This is a genomic window from Pseudonocardia sp. KRD291 (assembly GCF_019263595.1).
Lineage (GTDB): Bacteria > Actinomycetota > Actinomycetes > Mycobacteriales > Pseudonocardiaceae > Pseudonocardia.
The window spans coordinates 1-15,538 of the sequence record NZ_JADQDD010000145.1 but is presented as its reverse complement, the minus strand read 5'-3'; the positions used below and the strand labels follow the sequence as shown (position 1 = coordinate 15,538).

The following is a 15,538-nucleotide window of genomic DNA, read 5'->3' as shown; positions in this document are numbered from 1 at the left end:
ACCGGCTCGCGTCCGCGGTCCGTTACGTCGAGCACCTCGCGGGGTCGGGTGTCGAACGCGGGCTGATCGGTCCCCGGGAGAACGACCGGCTCTGGGACAGGCATGTGCTGAACTCCGCCGTTCTGGGGGAACTCGTCCCCGAGGGGGCGAAGGTCGTGGACGTGGGTTCGGGAGCGGGCCTTCCCGGGATACCGTTGGCTCTGGCCCGCCCGGATCTGCGGATCGTTCTCGTGGAGCCGCTCGCGCGGCGGGTGGACTGGCTGGACGAGGTCATCGAGGATCTGGGTCTGTCGATCGCCGTCGAACGGGGTCGGGCCGAGGAGTCCGCCGTTCTGCGACGATGGGAGGGAGCCGACGTGGTGACCGCACGCGCCGTCGGGCCGCTGGCCCGGCTCACCGGTCTCTGCCTGCCTCTCGTCCGTCACGGCGGGAGCATGCTGGCGCTCAAGGGTGCCTCGGTGGCCGAGGAGATCGAGCGGGACCGTGCTGCGGTCCGCACGCTCGGTGGTGGCGAACCGCGGGTCCTGGAGTGCGGCGCCGGGGTGGTCGACCCACCGACGACGGTGGTCGCGATCGAGCGGACATCGGTGAAGAGTCGATCGAAACCGGGCGTCGCCGGCCGGAACCGGAGGAAGGAGCAGCGACGATGAGTAGGCTACGAAATCGGCTGTTCCACGTGAAACATCGGAGAGAGGGCCTGGCGTGAGCCTCGGTTGGACCCCGATCGCAGAGGAGGCGGAGCGGGCCGCCCGCGTCCTGCATCCGGACAAGCACGGGATGCCGCGGCCGACCTCGCGGCGGATCCTCACCGTGGCGAACCAGAAGGGCGGCGTCGGGAAGACGACCAGCACCGTCAACCTGGCCGCGGCGCTGGCCATGCACGGCATCCGCGTCCTGGTGATCGACCTGGACCCGCAGGGCAACGCCAGCACCGCGCTCGGTGTCGAGCACCGCACCGGAACGCCGTCGGTCTATGAGGTGATGCTCGGCGAGATCCCGCTGCGGGAGGCGGCGGCACAGAGCTCCGCATCGCCCAACCTGCTCTGCGTGCCGGCGACGATCGACCTGGCCGGTGCCGAGATCGAACTCGTCAGCATGGTGGCCCGGGAGGCGCGCCTGTCCCAGGCGCTGACCGACGAGGCGCTGGCCGAGCTCGACGTGGACTACGTCCTGATCGACTGCCCGCCGTCGCTGGGCCTGCTGACGGTCAACGCGCTCGTCGCGGCGGCGGAGGTGCTGATCCCGATCCAGTGCGAGTACTACGCGCTGGAAGGGCTCGGTCAGCTGCTGAGCAACATCGACCTCGTGCGGTCGCACCTGAACACGTCGCTGCACGTCTCCACGATCCTGCTGACGATGTACGACGGCCGGACCAAGCTGGCCGACCAGGTGACCTCCGAGGTACGCCAGCACTTCGGACCGACCGCACTGCGCACGGTGATCCCGCGCAGCGTGAAGGTCTCCGAGGCGCCCGGCTACAGCCAGACCGTCCTCGACTACGACCCCGGCTCCCGCGGGGCGATGAGCTATGTCGACGCGGCCCGCGAGATCGCCGAGTACGGTGCCAACCTCCGGGCCGACCCCGGTCGCACGAACGGACGGTAGAGCCGATGGCCGAACGCAAGGGGGGCCTCGGTCGCGGCCTGGCGGCCCTGATCCCGACCGGCCCGGTCGCCGAGCCCGGCGCCCCGTCCCGCCCCGGGGTCGGCGGCTCCGCGTCACTGGACCATCCGGCCTCGTCCGGGACCACTCCCCTGTCGGAGGACCGCTCGGCCGTGGACGCGCCGTCGGTGGTGGACGGCGGCGCGGAGTACCGGGAGATCCCGCTCGCGCGGATCGTGCCCAACCCGAAGCAGCCACGCACCCAGTTCGACGACGAGCACCTCGCCGAGCTCGAGCACTCGATCCGTGAGTTCGGCCTGTTGCAGCCGATCGTGGTCCGGTGGAACGGCCGGGACTACGAACTGATCATGGGCGAGCGCCGGTGGCGTGCCGCGCAGCGCGCCGGCCTGGAGGTGCTGCCCGCCATCGTCCGGCACACCGCCGACGACGCGATGCTGCGCGACGCACTCCTGGAGAACATCCACCGGGTTCAGCTGAACCCCCTCGAAGAGGCGGCGGCCTACGAGCAGCTGCTCGAGGAGTTCGGGGTGACCCACCACGAGCTCGCGGACCGGATCGGTCGTAGCCGTCCGGTCGTCACGAACATGATCCGTCTCCTGCGCCTGCCGGTGACGGTGCAGCGGCGCGTCGCGGCCGGGGTGCTCAGTGCCGGACATGCCCGCGCCCTGCTCGGGCTCGAGGACGCAGGTCGGCAGGAGGACCTCGCGACGCGGATCGTCGCCGAGGGACTGTCGGTCCGGGCGACCGAGGAGGCCGTCGTGCTGGCCCGTCAGGAAGGTCCCGCGAAGGAGCGGCCGAAGCGGCGGGTGACCGAGACCCCGGCCGAGATCACCGACGTGGCGAACCGGATGTCGGACGCCTTCGACACCCAGGTGCGGGTCGAGGTCGGCAAGCGCAAGGGACGCATCGTCGTCGAGTTCGGCTCGGTCGAGGACCTCGAGCGCATCGCCTCGATCATGGGTGTGCAGGGACGCGACTGACCGCTCCCCCGGCGTGTTTCACGTGAAACCACGCCGTGCATCGGCCTCTGCGTCACCGTCGATCCCGGTCCGGCCGTGCTCGTCGCGGCTACGCCCGCCTCTCCGTTCGAGCGCAACACGATGACTGATGCGGCCGTCAGAACGTGCCCCTCGATCGGCTTCGCCGCCACGGGGGACCCGGAGCGGGCACGCCTGGCGGATCGTGGGTGGACGCGGCACACCATCTCGCCGGCGTCGTCGAGGGAGGCACCGGCTCCGTGGATCGGGCCGGCCGGTGCAGACACAGTGTGTCGCTCGCCCCCGGTGGCGGCCGGCCCGCACGGACCGAGGCGCCGCCCCTCCCCCGCGCCGGGATTGCTCACGCGACGTCGACGACCGCCTGGTATCACAGGGTGGAGACGCAACCAGGTGTTCCGCCGTCTCTCGGGTCGGCGTCCTCGTGCGGAGCGGTCGGATCGCGACGCAGGGGTGAAGCCGACGCCTACGTCCCGCGACGGTGCGCCCGTCCGGATGTCGTCGATCCGAACGCGATCCACACGCGGCGATCGAGTCGAGCAACCGTCCTCGGACCGTCGTGCGGTGCGGCGTTGTGGCTCGCTCGTCGCGTGGTTGCAGGTTCGTGGGAGTGCTCGGCGGTTCGTTCGGGGCGATCCCCGACGGGCAGCGGCTCTCAGTCGCTCTCTGCGTGGTCGCTGCCTCGGTGCGGTGATGTCCCGAAATGAGGCCTAATCTGCTCAGCGGCGATCTGAGGGCGCCCTGTACCGGCCGTGGACCGGCGAGTTTCACCTACCCGGGTAGGTGGGGCGCGGTCGTCCGGGATGCACCTGGTTGGCCCTGAACGAGCCGTGGAGGGGTCGTCGATCGGCGGCAGACGCCTGATCCGAGCCGTACGGCCGGACTGCGGTCCGCAGGCGCTCGATCCTTGTCGGGCGCCGCCTGCGGGCCGTGCGGGCGCCGGACAGGGCGATCGACCGCTCGGGGACGCCCCGCAGCGCAGTGTTTCACGTGAAACACGGCCCGGCGCCGACATCGGCGTGCATCGCGTACCGGCCTGTTTCACGTGAAACACGTCAGGCGCGGTCGGCCGCCCGCTCGATCAGCGCGCGGTAGACACCGGCCAGGTCCTCGCCCGCGGCCGCGACGGCGGTCGGCAGGAGGGAGGTGTCGGTCAGACCCGGCGACACGTTCATCTCCAGGATCTGGACCCGACCGTCGTCGGTGACGATCGCGTCCATGCGGGAGACGTCGCGCAGGCCGAGAAGGTCGTGCGCGCGCAGTGCGGTCTCCCGCAGGTTCGTCAGTGTCGGCTCCGGCAGCCGGGCCGGGCAGTGGAACGAGGCGGCGCCGGGGGTGTAGCGGGAGGTGTAGTCGTAGAACCCGGACGGCACCTCGACCTCGACCGGCGGCAGCGCGCGCGGCTCGTCACCGTCGTGCACGACCGAGACCGCGACCTCGGTACCCCGCACGTGGCGTTCGGCCAGCACGGTGTCGGCGTAGGCCAGGCAGCTCACCATCGCGGACGGGAGGTCGGCCGCCTCCTGCACCATCTGCACCCCCAGCGCCGACCCGCCCTGGTCCGGCTTGAGTACCAGGGGAAGTCCGAGCCGCTCCACGATGGCGTCCAGGACGCCCTTCGCGCCCAGCTCACGGAACGTCGAGTGCGGAAGGGCGACCCAGTCCGGGGTGCTCAGGCCGGCGCGGACGAGCTCGGCCTTCACGCCCGGCTTGTCCCACGAACGACGGCAGGCGCGCGACGGCGTCCCGACGAACGGGATCCCGAGCAGCTCCAGCACGGCCTGGACGGCCCCGTTCTCCCCCTCGCCACCGTGCAGCGCGATCGCCACGGCGTCCGGGCGGTCGTCGCGCAGGCGCTCGAGCAGCGAGCCGTCGACGTCCCACTCGCGGACCTCCACGCCGACGGCTCGCAACGCCCCGCTGAGACGTCGCCCTGATCGCAGCGACACCTCTCGCTCGTGGGACAGGCCTCCGGCCAGGACGGCAACGTTTCGATCGGTCACCGGGGCATTGTCCTCTCTTCCCCGATCCCGCGTCCGTGCGGGACCGGCGAAGGTCGGAGGGGAGGACTCAGGTGGTGTCGGGCGACGGGCTCTGCGGCCCGCGCGTCAGTTCCGTGCGCGCCGACGTACCGAACGTGCGGACGACGTCGAGCTCGGCCTCCAGTACGGCGGCGAGCCGGCGGACGCCCTCGGTGATCCGCTCCGGGGTCGGGTAGCAGAACGAGAGACGCAGCTGGCGGCTGCCGAACCCGTCCGCGTAGAAGCCGGTCCCGGACGCGTAGGCGACGCGCGCGGTCACCGCGCGCGGCAGCATCGCCTTGGTGTCCACGCCCTCGGGCACGGTCAGCCACACGAAGAAGCCGCCGTCCGGGACGTTCCAGCTGCAGCCCTCCGGCAGGTAGGTCTCCAGGGCGGAGAGCATCGCGTCCCGGCGCTCGCGGTAGTTCTCGGTGAACGTCTTCACCTGGCTGCGCCAGTCGTGGTGGGACAGGTACCGGGACACCAACATCTGCGTGAAGCTCGGCGGGCACAGCGTCGCGGACTCGGCGGCGAGCACCAGCCGGTCCCGGACCAGCGGCGGGACCAGCGCCCAGCCGACCCGCAGGCCGGAGGCGAACGTCTTCGAGAACGACCCCAGGTAGATGACGTCCGGGTCGATCGAGCGCAGCGCCGGGTACACCTCCCCGGTGAAGCCCAGCAGTCCGTACGGGTTGTCCTCGATGACCATCACGCCGAAGTCCCGGCAGATGTCGAGGATCCGCGGCCGCCGCTCGACGGCCAGCGTCACGCCGGCGGGGTTGTGGAAGTTCGGGATCGTGTACAGGAACTTCGGGGTGATCCCCTGCGCGGCCAGCGTCCGCAGGGCCTCACGCAGGCGCTCCGGGACGAGGCCGTGCTCGTCCATCGCGACGTGCACGACGCGTGCCTGGTAGGCGGCGAAGCTGCCCAGCGCGCCGACGTAGGACGGCCCCTCGGCCAGCACGACGTCGCCCGGGTCGATGAAGATCCGGGTGAGCAGGTCGAGCGCCATCTGCGAGCCGACGGTGACGACGACGTCGTTCGGGTCGCCCTCCACCCCCTCCTCGCGCATGACGTCGCAGATCTGCTCGCGCAGCACCGGCACGCCCTGGGCGGAGCCGTACTGCAGCGCCGTCAGGCCGTCCTCGGTGACGAGGTCGGCCACCTCGGACGAGAGCGACTGCAGCGGGAGTGCGGCGAGGTTCGGCATCCCGCCGGCCAGCGAGACGACCTCGGGCCGGCTGGCGACCGCGAACAACGCCCGGATCTCCGAGGCCGTCATGGCGGCGGTCCGGGCGGCGAAGCGCTCGGTCGGTGCCGATACCCGGTCCGGCCGGTTCCGGCGGGGAGCTGCCGCCGCTGCCGCCGCGGTCACCGGGAGGTCGGTGGACTGCTGCGGGCGATCGGGCGACGACATGGCGCTCCCCTGGAAGGCGGTGGGTCGGACCGCCCGAGTGTAACCGGGTCAGGTGATCATCCTGCCCTTCGTCGTGGGTCACACACCTCTGGCAGCACGCGGGGTGCGCCGGGAGCTGGATCGAATTAGGCTGCGGTCGGTCGGCGGGGGTCCCCCGAACGCGACTCGACAGCGCGACTCGACGGCCGGAGGTTCCCGTGTCCTGGCATGTGGCCCCGCTCAATCTGGACAATCTGGGTGAGCTGCCCAAGCGCTGCCGGAACTGCGTCTACTGGGAACTCTCCTCGCGGGGCGCCGAGCAGGCCGACGAGTACGGCACGACGGACCTCGAGAAGGAGGCCTGGCTCTCCGAGGTGCTCCTGGAGTGGGGTTCCTGCGGCCGGATCGTGCACATGGGCGGGGTCCCCGCCGGCTACGTGATCTACGCGCCGCCGTCGGCCGTGCCGCGGGCGACGGAGATGCCGACCGGTCCGGTGAGCGCCGACGCGGTCCTGCTGACCACGATGCAGATCATGCCGGAGTTCTCCGGTGAGGGTCTCGGGCGGATGCTCGCCCAGGCCGTCGTGAAGGACCTGACCCGCCGCGGCGTCAAGGCCGTCGAGGTGTTCGGCGACGCCCGCCCGGGCACCGAGGCCGACTGTGTCGTCCCGGCCGAGTTCCTGCGCGCCGTCGGCTTCAAGACCGTACGCCCGCACCACCGGTGGCCCCGGCTACGGATGGAGCTCCGCTCCGGTCTGGAGTGGAAGCAGGGCGTCGAGGCGGCGCTCGAACAGCTGTTCAACACCGTGACGATCCCGGTGCAGGTCCCGGCGCCGGTCGAGCGCCGGACCCCGGTCCGAGTAGGACAGTGCTGATCCGGTGAAGGGCTCAGCGACGATCTGAGGGCGCCCTGAGAGGGTCTCTGACCGGCTGTCACGACGTGCCCGGCCGGAGGGGCCGGGCGAGGGTCGGGCGGGCCTAGATGGCCCTGATCTGGTCCCTGCCGAACTCGCGCGCCAGCACGTCGGAGAACGTGAAGGTGCCGGTGGGCTGGTCGTCCTGACCGAGCAGGTACAGCCGCTTGACGGCCACCAGCACGCCCTCGGCGACGATGTCGCGGAACTCCGGGTCGAGCAGCCTGCGCCGGTCGCCCAGGTGCGTCAGGTAGCCGACCTCGATCCGCACGGCGGGCATCCGGGTCCGGCGCACGAGCTCCCAGGTGCACGGCTGGCTACGGCAGTCGAGCATCGGGGTGCGGGTGAGCAGCTCCCGCTGGATCAGACCGGCCAGCGCCTCGCCGACCGTCGACGTCGTGCCGGAGCCGTTGCCGAAGTGGTAGGTCGCCAGACCCTCCGCGTGCATGCTGCGGTTCGCGTCGGTGTGCAGCGAGACGACGAGGTCGGCGCCGACGTCGTTGGCGAACTGGGCGCGCTCGACGTCGGTCGGGCAGGTGGTCTCCTGCCGGGACAGCAACGCCTCCATGCCGGTGGCCGACATCCGACCGGCGATCCGGCGGGCCATGTCCCACATCAGGTCGGCCTCGTTCACGCCGGCGATCTCGACGCCGCGGTCCGGGCCGCCGTGACCCGGGTCGATCACGATCCGCTTGCCGCGCATCCGCGGGCCGGCCCGGCGCAGCAGCTCCTGCTCGCGCAGCAGGCTGGGGCGTCCACCGGTGACCTTGCGCCCGAGACGGCGGAACGCCCGCAGCGTCTCCGGGCCGCACACGCCGTCCGGGGTCATGCCGTAGTCGCGCTGGAAGCGGCACAGCGCCTGCTCGGTCTGCTGGTCGAACATGCCGTTCGGCCGGCCCACGTTGTAGCCGAGCTCGAGGAGCCGCTCCTGCAACATGGCGACGTCGTCACCGCTGGTCGGGCTGGACAGGGTGAACGAGAGCATCCGGTCCCCGAGGGTCCACCCGGCCTCGCGCAGCGCGCGGTAGGTGTCCGGGCCGACGATCCCGTCGGTGATCAGGCCACGACCCTGCTGGAAGACGCGGACCGCATGGTCCACGTCGGCGTCGAAGTACCCACGCGACTGTGGCGTGTCGACCAGCAGGCCGAGCTGCCCCAGCTTCTCCCGGATCTCTTCCACGGCCGGACCGGAGTCCCCGCGCCGGAGCAGCTGCATGCACCCCTCGCTCGATGTCGGTGGCGCCGGGTCGGCGCGTCGTTCCTGCCGGCGACGGCGGTCGATTCGTCCGTCAGCCGGGGACCATTGTGCCCTGCCCGCGCACGAACGAGGCACAGCGGGGCGAACACGCGCGTGTCCCGGCCGTGATCAGCCGGGACACGCAGCGTGACCGCACATCTACGCGCGGTGAGATCGAGCTCAGCCGATGTGGTCGGCCAGGTCCGCGAGCAGCGCGGCCTTCGGCTTGGCCCCCACGATCTGCTTCACCGGCTTGCCGCCGGAGAACAGGATCATGGTCGGTACCGACATCACCTGGTAGTCGCGGGCGACCTCCGGGTTGGCGTCGATGTCGAGCTTGGCCACGGTGAGCTTCTCGGAGTTCTCGCCCGCGATCTCGTCGAGGACCGGGGCGACCATCTTGCAGGGGCCGCACCAGGTGGCCCAGAAGTCCACCAGAACTGCCTTGTCGCTGTTCAGGACGTCATCGCTGAACGAGCTCGTGGTGACGTCGATCGTGTTTCCGGCCATCGGCCTTCTCCTTCGGTGCGGTGTGTGGAGTCCTGGGGGAGATCAGTGGAGGGTGGATCAGTGGACGGTCTCGGCGACCTTCTCGGCCTCGGTCGCGCCGTAGCCGCCGCCCGCCATCTCGGCGTCGACCGAGCCGGCGGCGAGCCAGCGCTCGGCGTCGATCGCGGCCGCGCAGCCGGACCCGGCCGCGGTGATCGCCTGCCGGTAGGTGTGGTCGACCAGGTCGCCGCAGGCGAACACGCCGTCGACGTTCGTGCGGGTCCCGGGCGCGTCGACGGTCACGTAGCCCTCGTCGTCGGTCGCGACCTGACCGGTCACCAGCGCGCTGCGCGGGTCGTGCCCGATCGCGACGAACATGCCGGTGACGTCGAGCGTGTCGGTCTCGCCGGTGACGGTGTCACGCAGCTGCAGGGACCGGACCGCGCCCTCGCCGGTGACCTCGGTGACCGTGGCGTTGGTCCGCCAGCGCATCTTCGGGTCGTTCTGCGCGCGCTCGAGCATGATCTTCGAGGCCCGGAAGTCGTCGCGCCGGTGGATGATCGTGACGGTCTCGGCGAACTTGGTGAGGAACGTGGCCTCCTCCATCGCGGAGTCCCCGCCGCCGATCACGGCGATGTGCTGGTCGCGGAAGAAGAACCCGTCGCAGGTCGCGCACGAGCTGACGCCGCGGCCGAGCAGCTCCTGCTCACCGGGCACGTACAGGTAGCGCGGGGCGGCACCCATGGCCAGGACGACCGCGCGGGCACGGAACGTCTCCTTGCCGACCACGACCTCCTTGACGGCGCCGTCGAGCTTCACCGAGTCGACGTCCTGGGGTCGCAGGTCCGCGCCGAAACGCTTCGCCTGGCCGCGCATCTGCTCCATCAGGTCCGGGCCCATGATCCCGTCGGTGAAGCCCGGGTAGTTCTCCACCTCGGTCGTCGTCATCAGGGCGCCGCCGAACTGGCTGCCCTCGAACACGATCGGCTCGAGCTGGGCGCGCGCGGCGTAGACCGCTGCGGTGTACCCGGCCGGACCCGACCCGATGATGATCAGGTTGTGCACCGTGTCGGTGGTCACGGGTCGCATTCCTCCCCTGCGGACGTCCGGCGCACTGCGCCGGGCTGTCGGTCGTCGCGGCGCTGTGGCCCGGGTAGTTCCCCGTCCTCCGCCGCTGAACCCTTCAACGCGATCCTAGGCAACTTCCATTCCGGCGGGTGCTCGCGTGCGGGTCGACCGGCCCGGGGCGCGGTGTCCCCCGGGGTCAGCGGCCGGCGGTCGTCGAGGCCAGCAGCCGGCCGCTCGCCGGCCCGCACCCGGCGTCGACGACGACGAACCGGAACCGTCCGAGGACCCCGGTGCCCAGGACCAGGAGCGTGCCGGGCTCCCCGCGCACCGTGTACGGCCGCCCGCCGAGCAGGGGCGCCCCGGCGTCCGCTGCCCCGGCCGCGGTCAGACAGGACCGGCGCCGGACCGGGTCGGTGAGCGCCCCGGCGTCGGGCGCCCCCAGTGCGTCGGCGCCGGCGGCCCGCAGGTCGCTCTCCTCGCTCGCGACGCGGGGCGCGGCCGGCGCACCGACCGTCACCGCGACCGCCGCGACGCCGGCGACCACGGCCGCCGCCAGCCCGGCGAACAGGGCGGGCCGCAGGCGCCGGGCCGGGGTGCGGTCCCCCGCGGCGACCGCCAGCGCGGCGCCGATCCGGGTCGTGACGTCGGCGGGCATGGGGGGCGCGCCGAGGGCGGCGAGCTCGGCGCGCATGCGGTCGAGGTCGCCCGGCGCGGGAGCGCCGGCGGTGTCGTGGTCCGGTCGGTGGCTCACCGTCGTCCCTCCTGTGCCTCCGCGAGCAGTGCGACGAGCCGTGCGCGGCCCCGCGCGGATCGGCTCTTCACCGTTCCGGGCGGGATCTCGAGGATCGCGGCCGCCTCTGCGACCGGGTATCCCAGCGCGTCCACCAGCACGACGGCCGCGCGCTGCTCGGGCGCCAGCAGCGCCAGCGCACCGTCGAGGGCGAGCCGGCTGGTCACGGCCGTCGAGAGATCCGGTCCCCGCCCCGGCCGGTCGAACGGCCCGTCGCCGGTGACCGGGTCACGGCGCGCGCGGCGCATCCGGTTCATGCACTTGTTGACGAGAATGCGGTGCAGCCAGGTCCCGACCTCGGCGTCACCACGGTAGCTGCGCGTCCGCAGCGCGGAGAGGAACGCCTCCTGGACGGCGTCCTCGGCGTCGGCACGGTCGCCGAGGGTCCGGAACGCGACGGCCCAGAGACGGTCCCGGTAGCGCCGGAACAGCTCGTCGAACGCACCGGTGACCCCGGCCAGGTGGTCGGCGAGCAGCTCCCGGTCGGAGCCGATCGAGGTGGTCACGGGCGCACGGTAGGCAGCGTGACGGCCCGGCCGTGGCCGAACGGGACCGATCGGTCACCGTCGTGAACGCCGGCCGGTACCGGCCGGGACGCCGACCGGCTACCGGACGGCCCGGTCGAACGTGACGTCGTCGAGCTGGGTGACGTTCGTGGTGCCGCCACCGCCCAGCTTCGTGATCCACAGCAGCAGGTGCTGGGTCGGCTGGCTGTCGGTCAGCGGGACCACGGTCTCGCCCTGCTGCAGGGTCACGGTGGTGACCGGGATGGTCTCGGAGAACTCGGTGTCCGCGGTCGGAGCGGACCGGACCTCGATCACGGAGCCCGCGCTGGGCGAGTCGATCCGCAGCTGGGAGAGCTGCTCGGCGGAGACGAACGACGCCATGACGCCCACCCCCGGCTTGAGCGCAGGGAACGGCTGCAGGTACTGCTGGGTCTTCCAGCTGGTCGCCGGGTTGCCGTCGGTCACGGCGGAGACGTCGTCGGCGTTGTCGCCGTCGCCGGTCGGGTCGAACACGCCCACCGCCACGTTGGTCACCGGCGACTGCGCGGCCGGCGCCGTGCCCACGGCCGCGGGGGCCTGAGCGGCGACCGGTGGGGCGTTGACGACGATCGGCGCCGGCCCCCCGCCCGCCCCGAACAGGGAACCGAGCTGCACGCCCAGGTACCCGAGCACGAGCAGCACGCAGACCGCCAGCACGGACAGGCCGATCATCAGGTTGCGCCGGCGTACCGGGTCCCGGCGGGTGTCGGCGACGCGGTCCTCGTCCTGCCAGACGTCGTCCGGCTCGGCCGGGGCACCGTCGTGCACCGGCGGGAACAGGGCCGCCTCCTCGTCCTCGGCCAGCACCTCGGTGAGCAACCGGTGCACCGCCGCCGCGGTGTGCACGCGCCCGAGCCCCTCGCTCTGGCCCAGCGCGCCGGTGCACAGCGTGTCCAGCTCCAGCGGGACGCCCGGACGCAGGGCCGATGCGGAACGCAGGGCACCCGACGGCGTCCGCTCGGCCGAGACCAGCTCGGCGCGGGCGGCGTCGGCGACCGACAGCGGCCAGCGCCGGGTCAGCAGCGTGTAGAGGACCGCACCCAGGCCGCGGACGTCGTCCGCGGCGGTGAGCGAGGGCCGGGGCAGCAGGAACGCGAGCTGGGCCCGCCCGTCCGGCGTGATCCGCACCCGCTGCGGGTGGTCGCAGCCCAGGACCAGACCCTGCTGGTGGGCCTCCATCGCGGCGGCGGCCAGTGGCTCCAGGATCCGGGCGGCGCGCAGGGCGCGCACCGGGCCCGCCGCGACGACCTCGGACAGGCTCCGGCCGGGCACCCATTCGGCGACGGCAGCACCGAGCACGTCGTCGGGCAGGCCGTGGCTGCCCGGTGCGAGCACGTCGAGCAGGCGTGCGCTGCCGGCGTGCTCGAAGCACCCGGACCGCAGCGCGCGCACGACCATGTCCCCGGCGCGGGCGGCGCCCTCGGGGTCGTCCGAGCGGTCGTCGACGGGCAGGCGGCGCAGCACCGTGATCGCGACGGGGCGGCGCAGGACGGTGTCCTCGGCGCGCCAGAACTCGGCGCCCGCACCCAGGTCCGAGCCGACCCGTTGGAGCAGCCGGTAGCGGTCGGTCAGGGTCGAGCCGGACGTCGTGCCGACGACGTCGCGGGCAGCCGGGATGCGTTCGGTCGGCCGGGCCTGCTCGGGCACCCGGGGGGTCGGACGGGGCCGACGCGTCTCCGCAGATTCGGCTACGGAGCCGTCATCGGTGTCGACGGTGCGGGTCGGCGGCTCGCCGACCTGGTCACCCGTCGTCTCCACCTGCTCGTCGGCGGTCGCGTCGGGACCGGCAACCGGTGGAACCGGCTCCTCCGACGGGTCGAGCCGACCGAGTGGGGCAGGGCGCTGTTCCGTCTGCCCGCTCAACGGCCTCGACCTCCCACGTCGTCCGGGGTCCCGCCAACCGCTCAAGACTACGTCACCCCTGCCCTTCCGGACGAGCCGGAAGTGAGGTCGGGCGCGCCGCGGCGGGACGTGGCGTCCACCACGTCGGACTGATCGCCACGTCAGCGGTGGCTGCGCCGGGCAGACGTCGCCCGGGGGCGGACGGAGGCCGTGCTGCGGTGAGCGGTCTCACGGTCGTGTCCGGAAGTCGTCGGGCCCGCGCCGGCCCGCGGGGCCGGGGTCGCCGCTGCGCGGTGCCCCGCCCGGCTCCGGCGGTCGTGGCATCTGCGGGCCCGGCGGGGGCCCGTCGCGACGGATCGGCGTCGTCCGGCGGTTCGGGTCCGCGTCGCCGCCCGGGAACCCGGGCGCGGGCGGCGTCGGCCTGCGCGCCCCGATCGGGGCGGCGCCGGTCGGGACGGGAGCGCGGCGCGGCGGTGCGGCGGCACCCCGGGCGGTCGCCGGGTCCGGCGGGCCGCCGTCCGGACCGCCACCACCGGAGCCGTCCGGCCCGGAGCCGCCACTCGGACCCGGCCCCTGGCCCGGTCGGATCCGGCGCAGCACCCGTCGCGCCACGAGCACCACCAGCACGGCCCCGGCGACCGCGGTCAGCCAGACCGTGACCGTCCCGTAGACGGTGGAGCGCACGCGCAGCCGGGTGTCCGGGCCGAGCGTCGCGCCGTCCGGTGTGCGCAGCCCGGCGTCCACGCTGAACTGCCCGGCGCGGGTGACCTTCGCACTGACCCGGACCTGGACCCGTCCCAGCGGCGGGACGGCCTGCGCCGGGATCGGCGCCACCCGCAACCCGGACGTGCTGGACAGCACGATGCGCACGTTCATCGTCACCGGGAGCCCGTTCGCCACGGTGAGCAGCAGCGGGGCGTCGCTCGTCCCGAGCGAGTAGGGGCTCGGTGGTTCCAGCACCCGGACCGAGCCGCGCAGCCCCTCGATGCGCGAGGCGACCACATCGGCCTCGCGCTCGGCCAGGTCGGGACGCCCGCGCCAGGCCGTGGACACCGCCCGCAGGATGCCGAGGCGCAGCGGGTCGAACACCTCGGCCGGGGTGGCCCCGACACCGGTCCGGGCCTCGGCCGCGGCACGGAGCTCGCCGATCGACCGGTCCTGCTCGGTGACCGCGGCCACCGCGTCCGCGGAGATCTCCCGGCCGCCGGCCTGCACCGGGTAGTAGAGCCGCGCGGTGCCCGTGTCGGCCACCGGCCCGCTGGTGGTCACCGCGGCGAGACCGGTCGGGGCCAGCCTGCCCTCGCCGATCAGCGACGCGGCCGCGGAGAGCAGGGCCGCCCCGGCGGCGCCGTCGGCGCCCCAGCGGTGCGGTGGCGCGACGACCAGGGGGCCCGTACCCGGCCCGGTCTCGGACCGGAAGGCCAGTGCACCGACCAGGTCCTGGCTGCTCATCGGCCCGGCGCCACCGGCGGGTACCTCCGGGTTCTGCCCGCGGGTCCCGTCGCGGCCGACCGGTCCGGTCGCGGCCTCGGTGAGCAGCGGGTCGGTGATCACCGCCCGGGTCCCGTCCTCGGCGCCGGCGATCGGGACGACGCCCGCGGTCCGGGCGGCGTCGGTCCCGCCCAGCCCGTCGGCGGAGAGCAGTACCGACGACGGGCCGTTCAGCGCGGCCAGGGTCGGCTCGTCGAGCACCCCGCCCGCCGGCCAGACCGCGCCGTCGAGGACGGTCGTGCCCAGGTCCCGGGCGAGGTTCGCCCGCCCCTGCTCGACCGCGGCCCGCGCCAGGTCGGCCCCGCCGCCGCGGACCAGCGCCACCAGGTCGGCGTCCGAGCTCGGCAGCGCCAGCACGCAGCTGCCGCGGGCGGTGGCGGAGAGGTCGTCGAGCCACCGTCCGGCGGCGTCGGCGCCGCGGCCCGGCACGGTCGCCCCTCCGGCACCGGTGGAGACCTCGTAGCCCCGGCGCATGGCGTTGGCCGTGGCCACCAGCTCGGGGTTGACGGCCACGCAGGTCGCGGCGCGTACCGGGGAGCCGGTCGGTGCCTGCGCGGCCAGCGCATCGAGAAGCCCGCGCAGCCGGCCGCCCGGTCCGAACGAGGCGGCCAGGTCGTCGTCGGTCAGGACCGGTACCTGGCCGGGGACCGGCGGGATCCGGTGCGGCGTGTCGGCGATCGGGTAGAGCATCGTGAACGGTGTCGCGGTCTGCGGCTCGGCCCGGGGCGCCCCGGGGAGCCCGGAGACCGGCAGCAGCATGCGGGCCGCGGCGACCCGGGAGCGTTCGCCGCCGGTGGAACCGTTCACGTTGATCAGCAGCGGGTAGGTGCCGGTGGAGGCCAGGGCGAGCGTCCGGGCCGGGTCACCGGTCAGCGGGACGGCGTAACGGAACGGCAGGGACGCGCCCGGGGCCAGCGTCCCGAGGTCGGCGAAGACCGGGGTGATGTCGTCGACTCCGCCCTCGCCGTCGAGCGCGCTGCGCAGCGCTGCCTCGCCGGCGACCGCCGGTCCGCGCTGCACCCGGACCCCGAGCGACTCGACGGGGGTGGTGCCGGTGTTGGTGACGGTCCCGGTCACGACGAGCTCGGGTGGACCGGCGCCGGTCACCACGCGCGGGGTCATGGCGG

The 15,538-nt window shown here is 73.5% G+C and carries 13 protein-coding genes; 4 read left to right on the top strand and 9 right to left on the bottom strand.

The features are described from left to right. The 3 genes from rsmG to I4I78_RS19550 form a co-directional block, all read left to right on the top strand. On the top strand, positions 1 to 650 hold a 650-nt coding region (rsmG, locus tag I4I78_RS19560), incomplete at its 5' end, for a 16S rRNA (guanine(527)-N(7))-methyltransferase RsmG (RefSeq protein WP_218612845.1). A 52-nt stretch (positions 651 to 702) separates the two neighbouring features. After that, complete coding sequence (locus tag I4I78_RS19555) at positions 703 to 1,605, top strand: ParA family protein (RefSeq protein ID WP_308252226.1); 903 nt, start codon at positions 703 to 705, stop codon at positions 1,603 to 1,605. Positions 1,606 to 1,610: 5 nt separating this feature from the next. Further along, on the top strand, positions 1,611 to 2,603 hold the full coding sequence (locus tag I4I78_RS19550) for a ParB/RepB/Spo0J family partition protein (protein ID WP_218612844.1): 993 nt from the start codon (positions 1,611 to 1,613) through the stop codon (positions 2,601 to 2,603). 1,070 nt (positions 2,604 to 3,673) lie between these two features. On the opposite strand, the gene I4I78_RS19545 is transcribed toward I4I78_RS19550, so the two are convergent. After that, a complete protein-coding gene (locus tag I4I78_RS19545; RefSeq protein WP_218612843.1) occupies positions 3,674 to 4,621 on the bottom strand; it encodes a D-alanine--D-alanine ligase in 948 nt (315 codons plus the stop codon). A gap of 67 nt (positions 4,622 to 4,688) precedes the next feature. After that, a complete protein-coding gene (locus I4I78_RS19540; protein ID WP_218612842.1) occupies positions 4,689 to 6,056 on the bottom strand; it encodes a PLP-dependent aminotransferase family protein in 1,368 nt (455 codons plus the stop codon). A 197-nt stretch (positions 6,057 to 6,253) separates the two neighbouring features. On the opposite strand from I4I78_RS19540, the gene I4I78_RS19535 reads away from it, so the two are divergent. Next, on the top strand, positions 6,254 to 6,910 hold the full coding sequence (locus I4I78_RS19535) for a GNAT family N-acetyltransferase (RefSeq protein WP_218612841.1): 657 nt from the start codon (positions 6,254 to 6,256) through the stop codon (positions 6,908 to 6,910). Positions 6,911 to 7,013: 103 nt separating this feature from the next. Here I4I78_RS19535 and I4I78_RS19530 read toward each other — a convergent pair whose 3' ends face one another. From I4I78_RS19530 to I4I78_RS19500, 7 genes are all read right to left on the bottom strand, one after another. After that, positions 7,014 to 8,165: an N-acetylmuramoyl-L-alanine amidase gene (locus tag I4I78_RS19530; protein ID WP_218612840.1), complete on the bottom strand. Its 1,152-nt coding sequence runs from the start codon at positions 8,163 to 8,165 to the stop codon at positions 7,014 to 7,016. 201 nt (positions 8,166 to 8,366) lie between these two features. Beyond that, on the bottom strand, positions 8,367 to 8,696 hold the full coding sequence (gene trxA / locus I4I78_RS19525; protein WP_218612839.1) for a thioredoxin: 330 nt from the start codon (positions 8,694 to 8,696) through the stop codon (positions 8,367 to 8,369). Positions 8,697 to 8,753: 57 nt separating this feature from the next. Continuing rightward, positions 8,754 to 9,764 (bottom strand): thioredoxin-disulfide reductase, encoded by a 1,011-nt coding sequence (gene trxB, locus I4I78_RS19520; protein WP_218612838.1) that lies wholly within the window; start codon positions 9,762 to 9,764, stop codon positions 8,754 to 8,756. A gap of 175 nt (positions 9,765 to 9,939) precedes the next feature. Next, the gene (locus I4I78_RS19515; protein ID WP_218612837.1) at positions 9,940 to 10,494 is read right to left on the bottom strand and encodes a hypothetical protein; all 555 of its coding nucleotides are present in this window, start codon (positions 10,492 to 10,494) and stop codon (positions 9,940 to 9,942) included. Further along, positions 10,491 to 11,039 carry an RNA polymerase sigma factor SigM gene (gene sigM, locus I4I78_RS19510; protein ID WP_218612836.1) on the bottom strand — a complete coding sequence of 183 codons (549 nt, stop codon included), beginning with the start codon at positions 11,037 to 11,039 and terminating at the stop codon, positions 10,491 to 10,493. Before sigM ends, I4I78_RS19515 begins: the two co-directional genes overlap by 4 nt. Before the next feature lie 99 nt (positions 11,040 to 11,138). Continuing rightward, positions 11,139 to 12,725: a protein kinase family protein gene (locus tag I4I78_RS19505; RefSeq protein ID WP_218612835.1), complete on the bottom strand. Its 1,587-nt coding sequence runs from the start codon at positions 12,723 to 12,725 to the stop codon at positions 11,139 to 11,141. A gap of 423 nt (positions 12,726 to 13,148) precedes the next feature. Further along, a partial coding sequence (locus tag I4I78_RS19500; RefSeq protein WP_218612834.1) for a DUF6049 family protein occupies positions 13,149 to 15,538 on the bottom strand: 2,390 nt, incomplete at its 5' end.

What these genes read in the sequence shown, in the direction of transcription:
- I4I78_RS19530 (WP_218612840.1), bottom strand. Translation starts at nt 8,165, where the DNA reads ATGCAGCTGCTCCGGCGCGGGGACTCCGGTCCGGCCGTGGAAGAGATC.
- trxB (WP_218612838.1), bottom strand. Translation starts at nt 9,764, where the DNA reads ATGCGACCCGTGACCACCGACACGGTGCACAACCTGATCATCATCGGG.
- I4I78_RS19540 (WP_218612842.1), bottom strand. Translation starts at nt 6,056, where the DNA reads ATGTCGTCGCCCGATCGCCCGCAGCAGTCCACCGACCTCCCGGTGACC.
- I4I78_RS19550 (WP_218612844.1), top strand. Translation starts at nt 1,611, where the DNA reads ATGGCCGAACGCAAGGGGGGCCTCGGTCGCGGCCTGGCGGCCCTGATC.
- trxA (WP_218612839.1), bottom strand. Translation starts at nt 8,696, where the DNA reads ATGGCCGGAAACACGATCGACGTCACCACGAGCTCGTTCAGCGATGAC.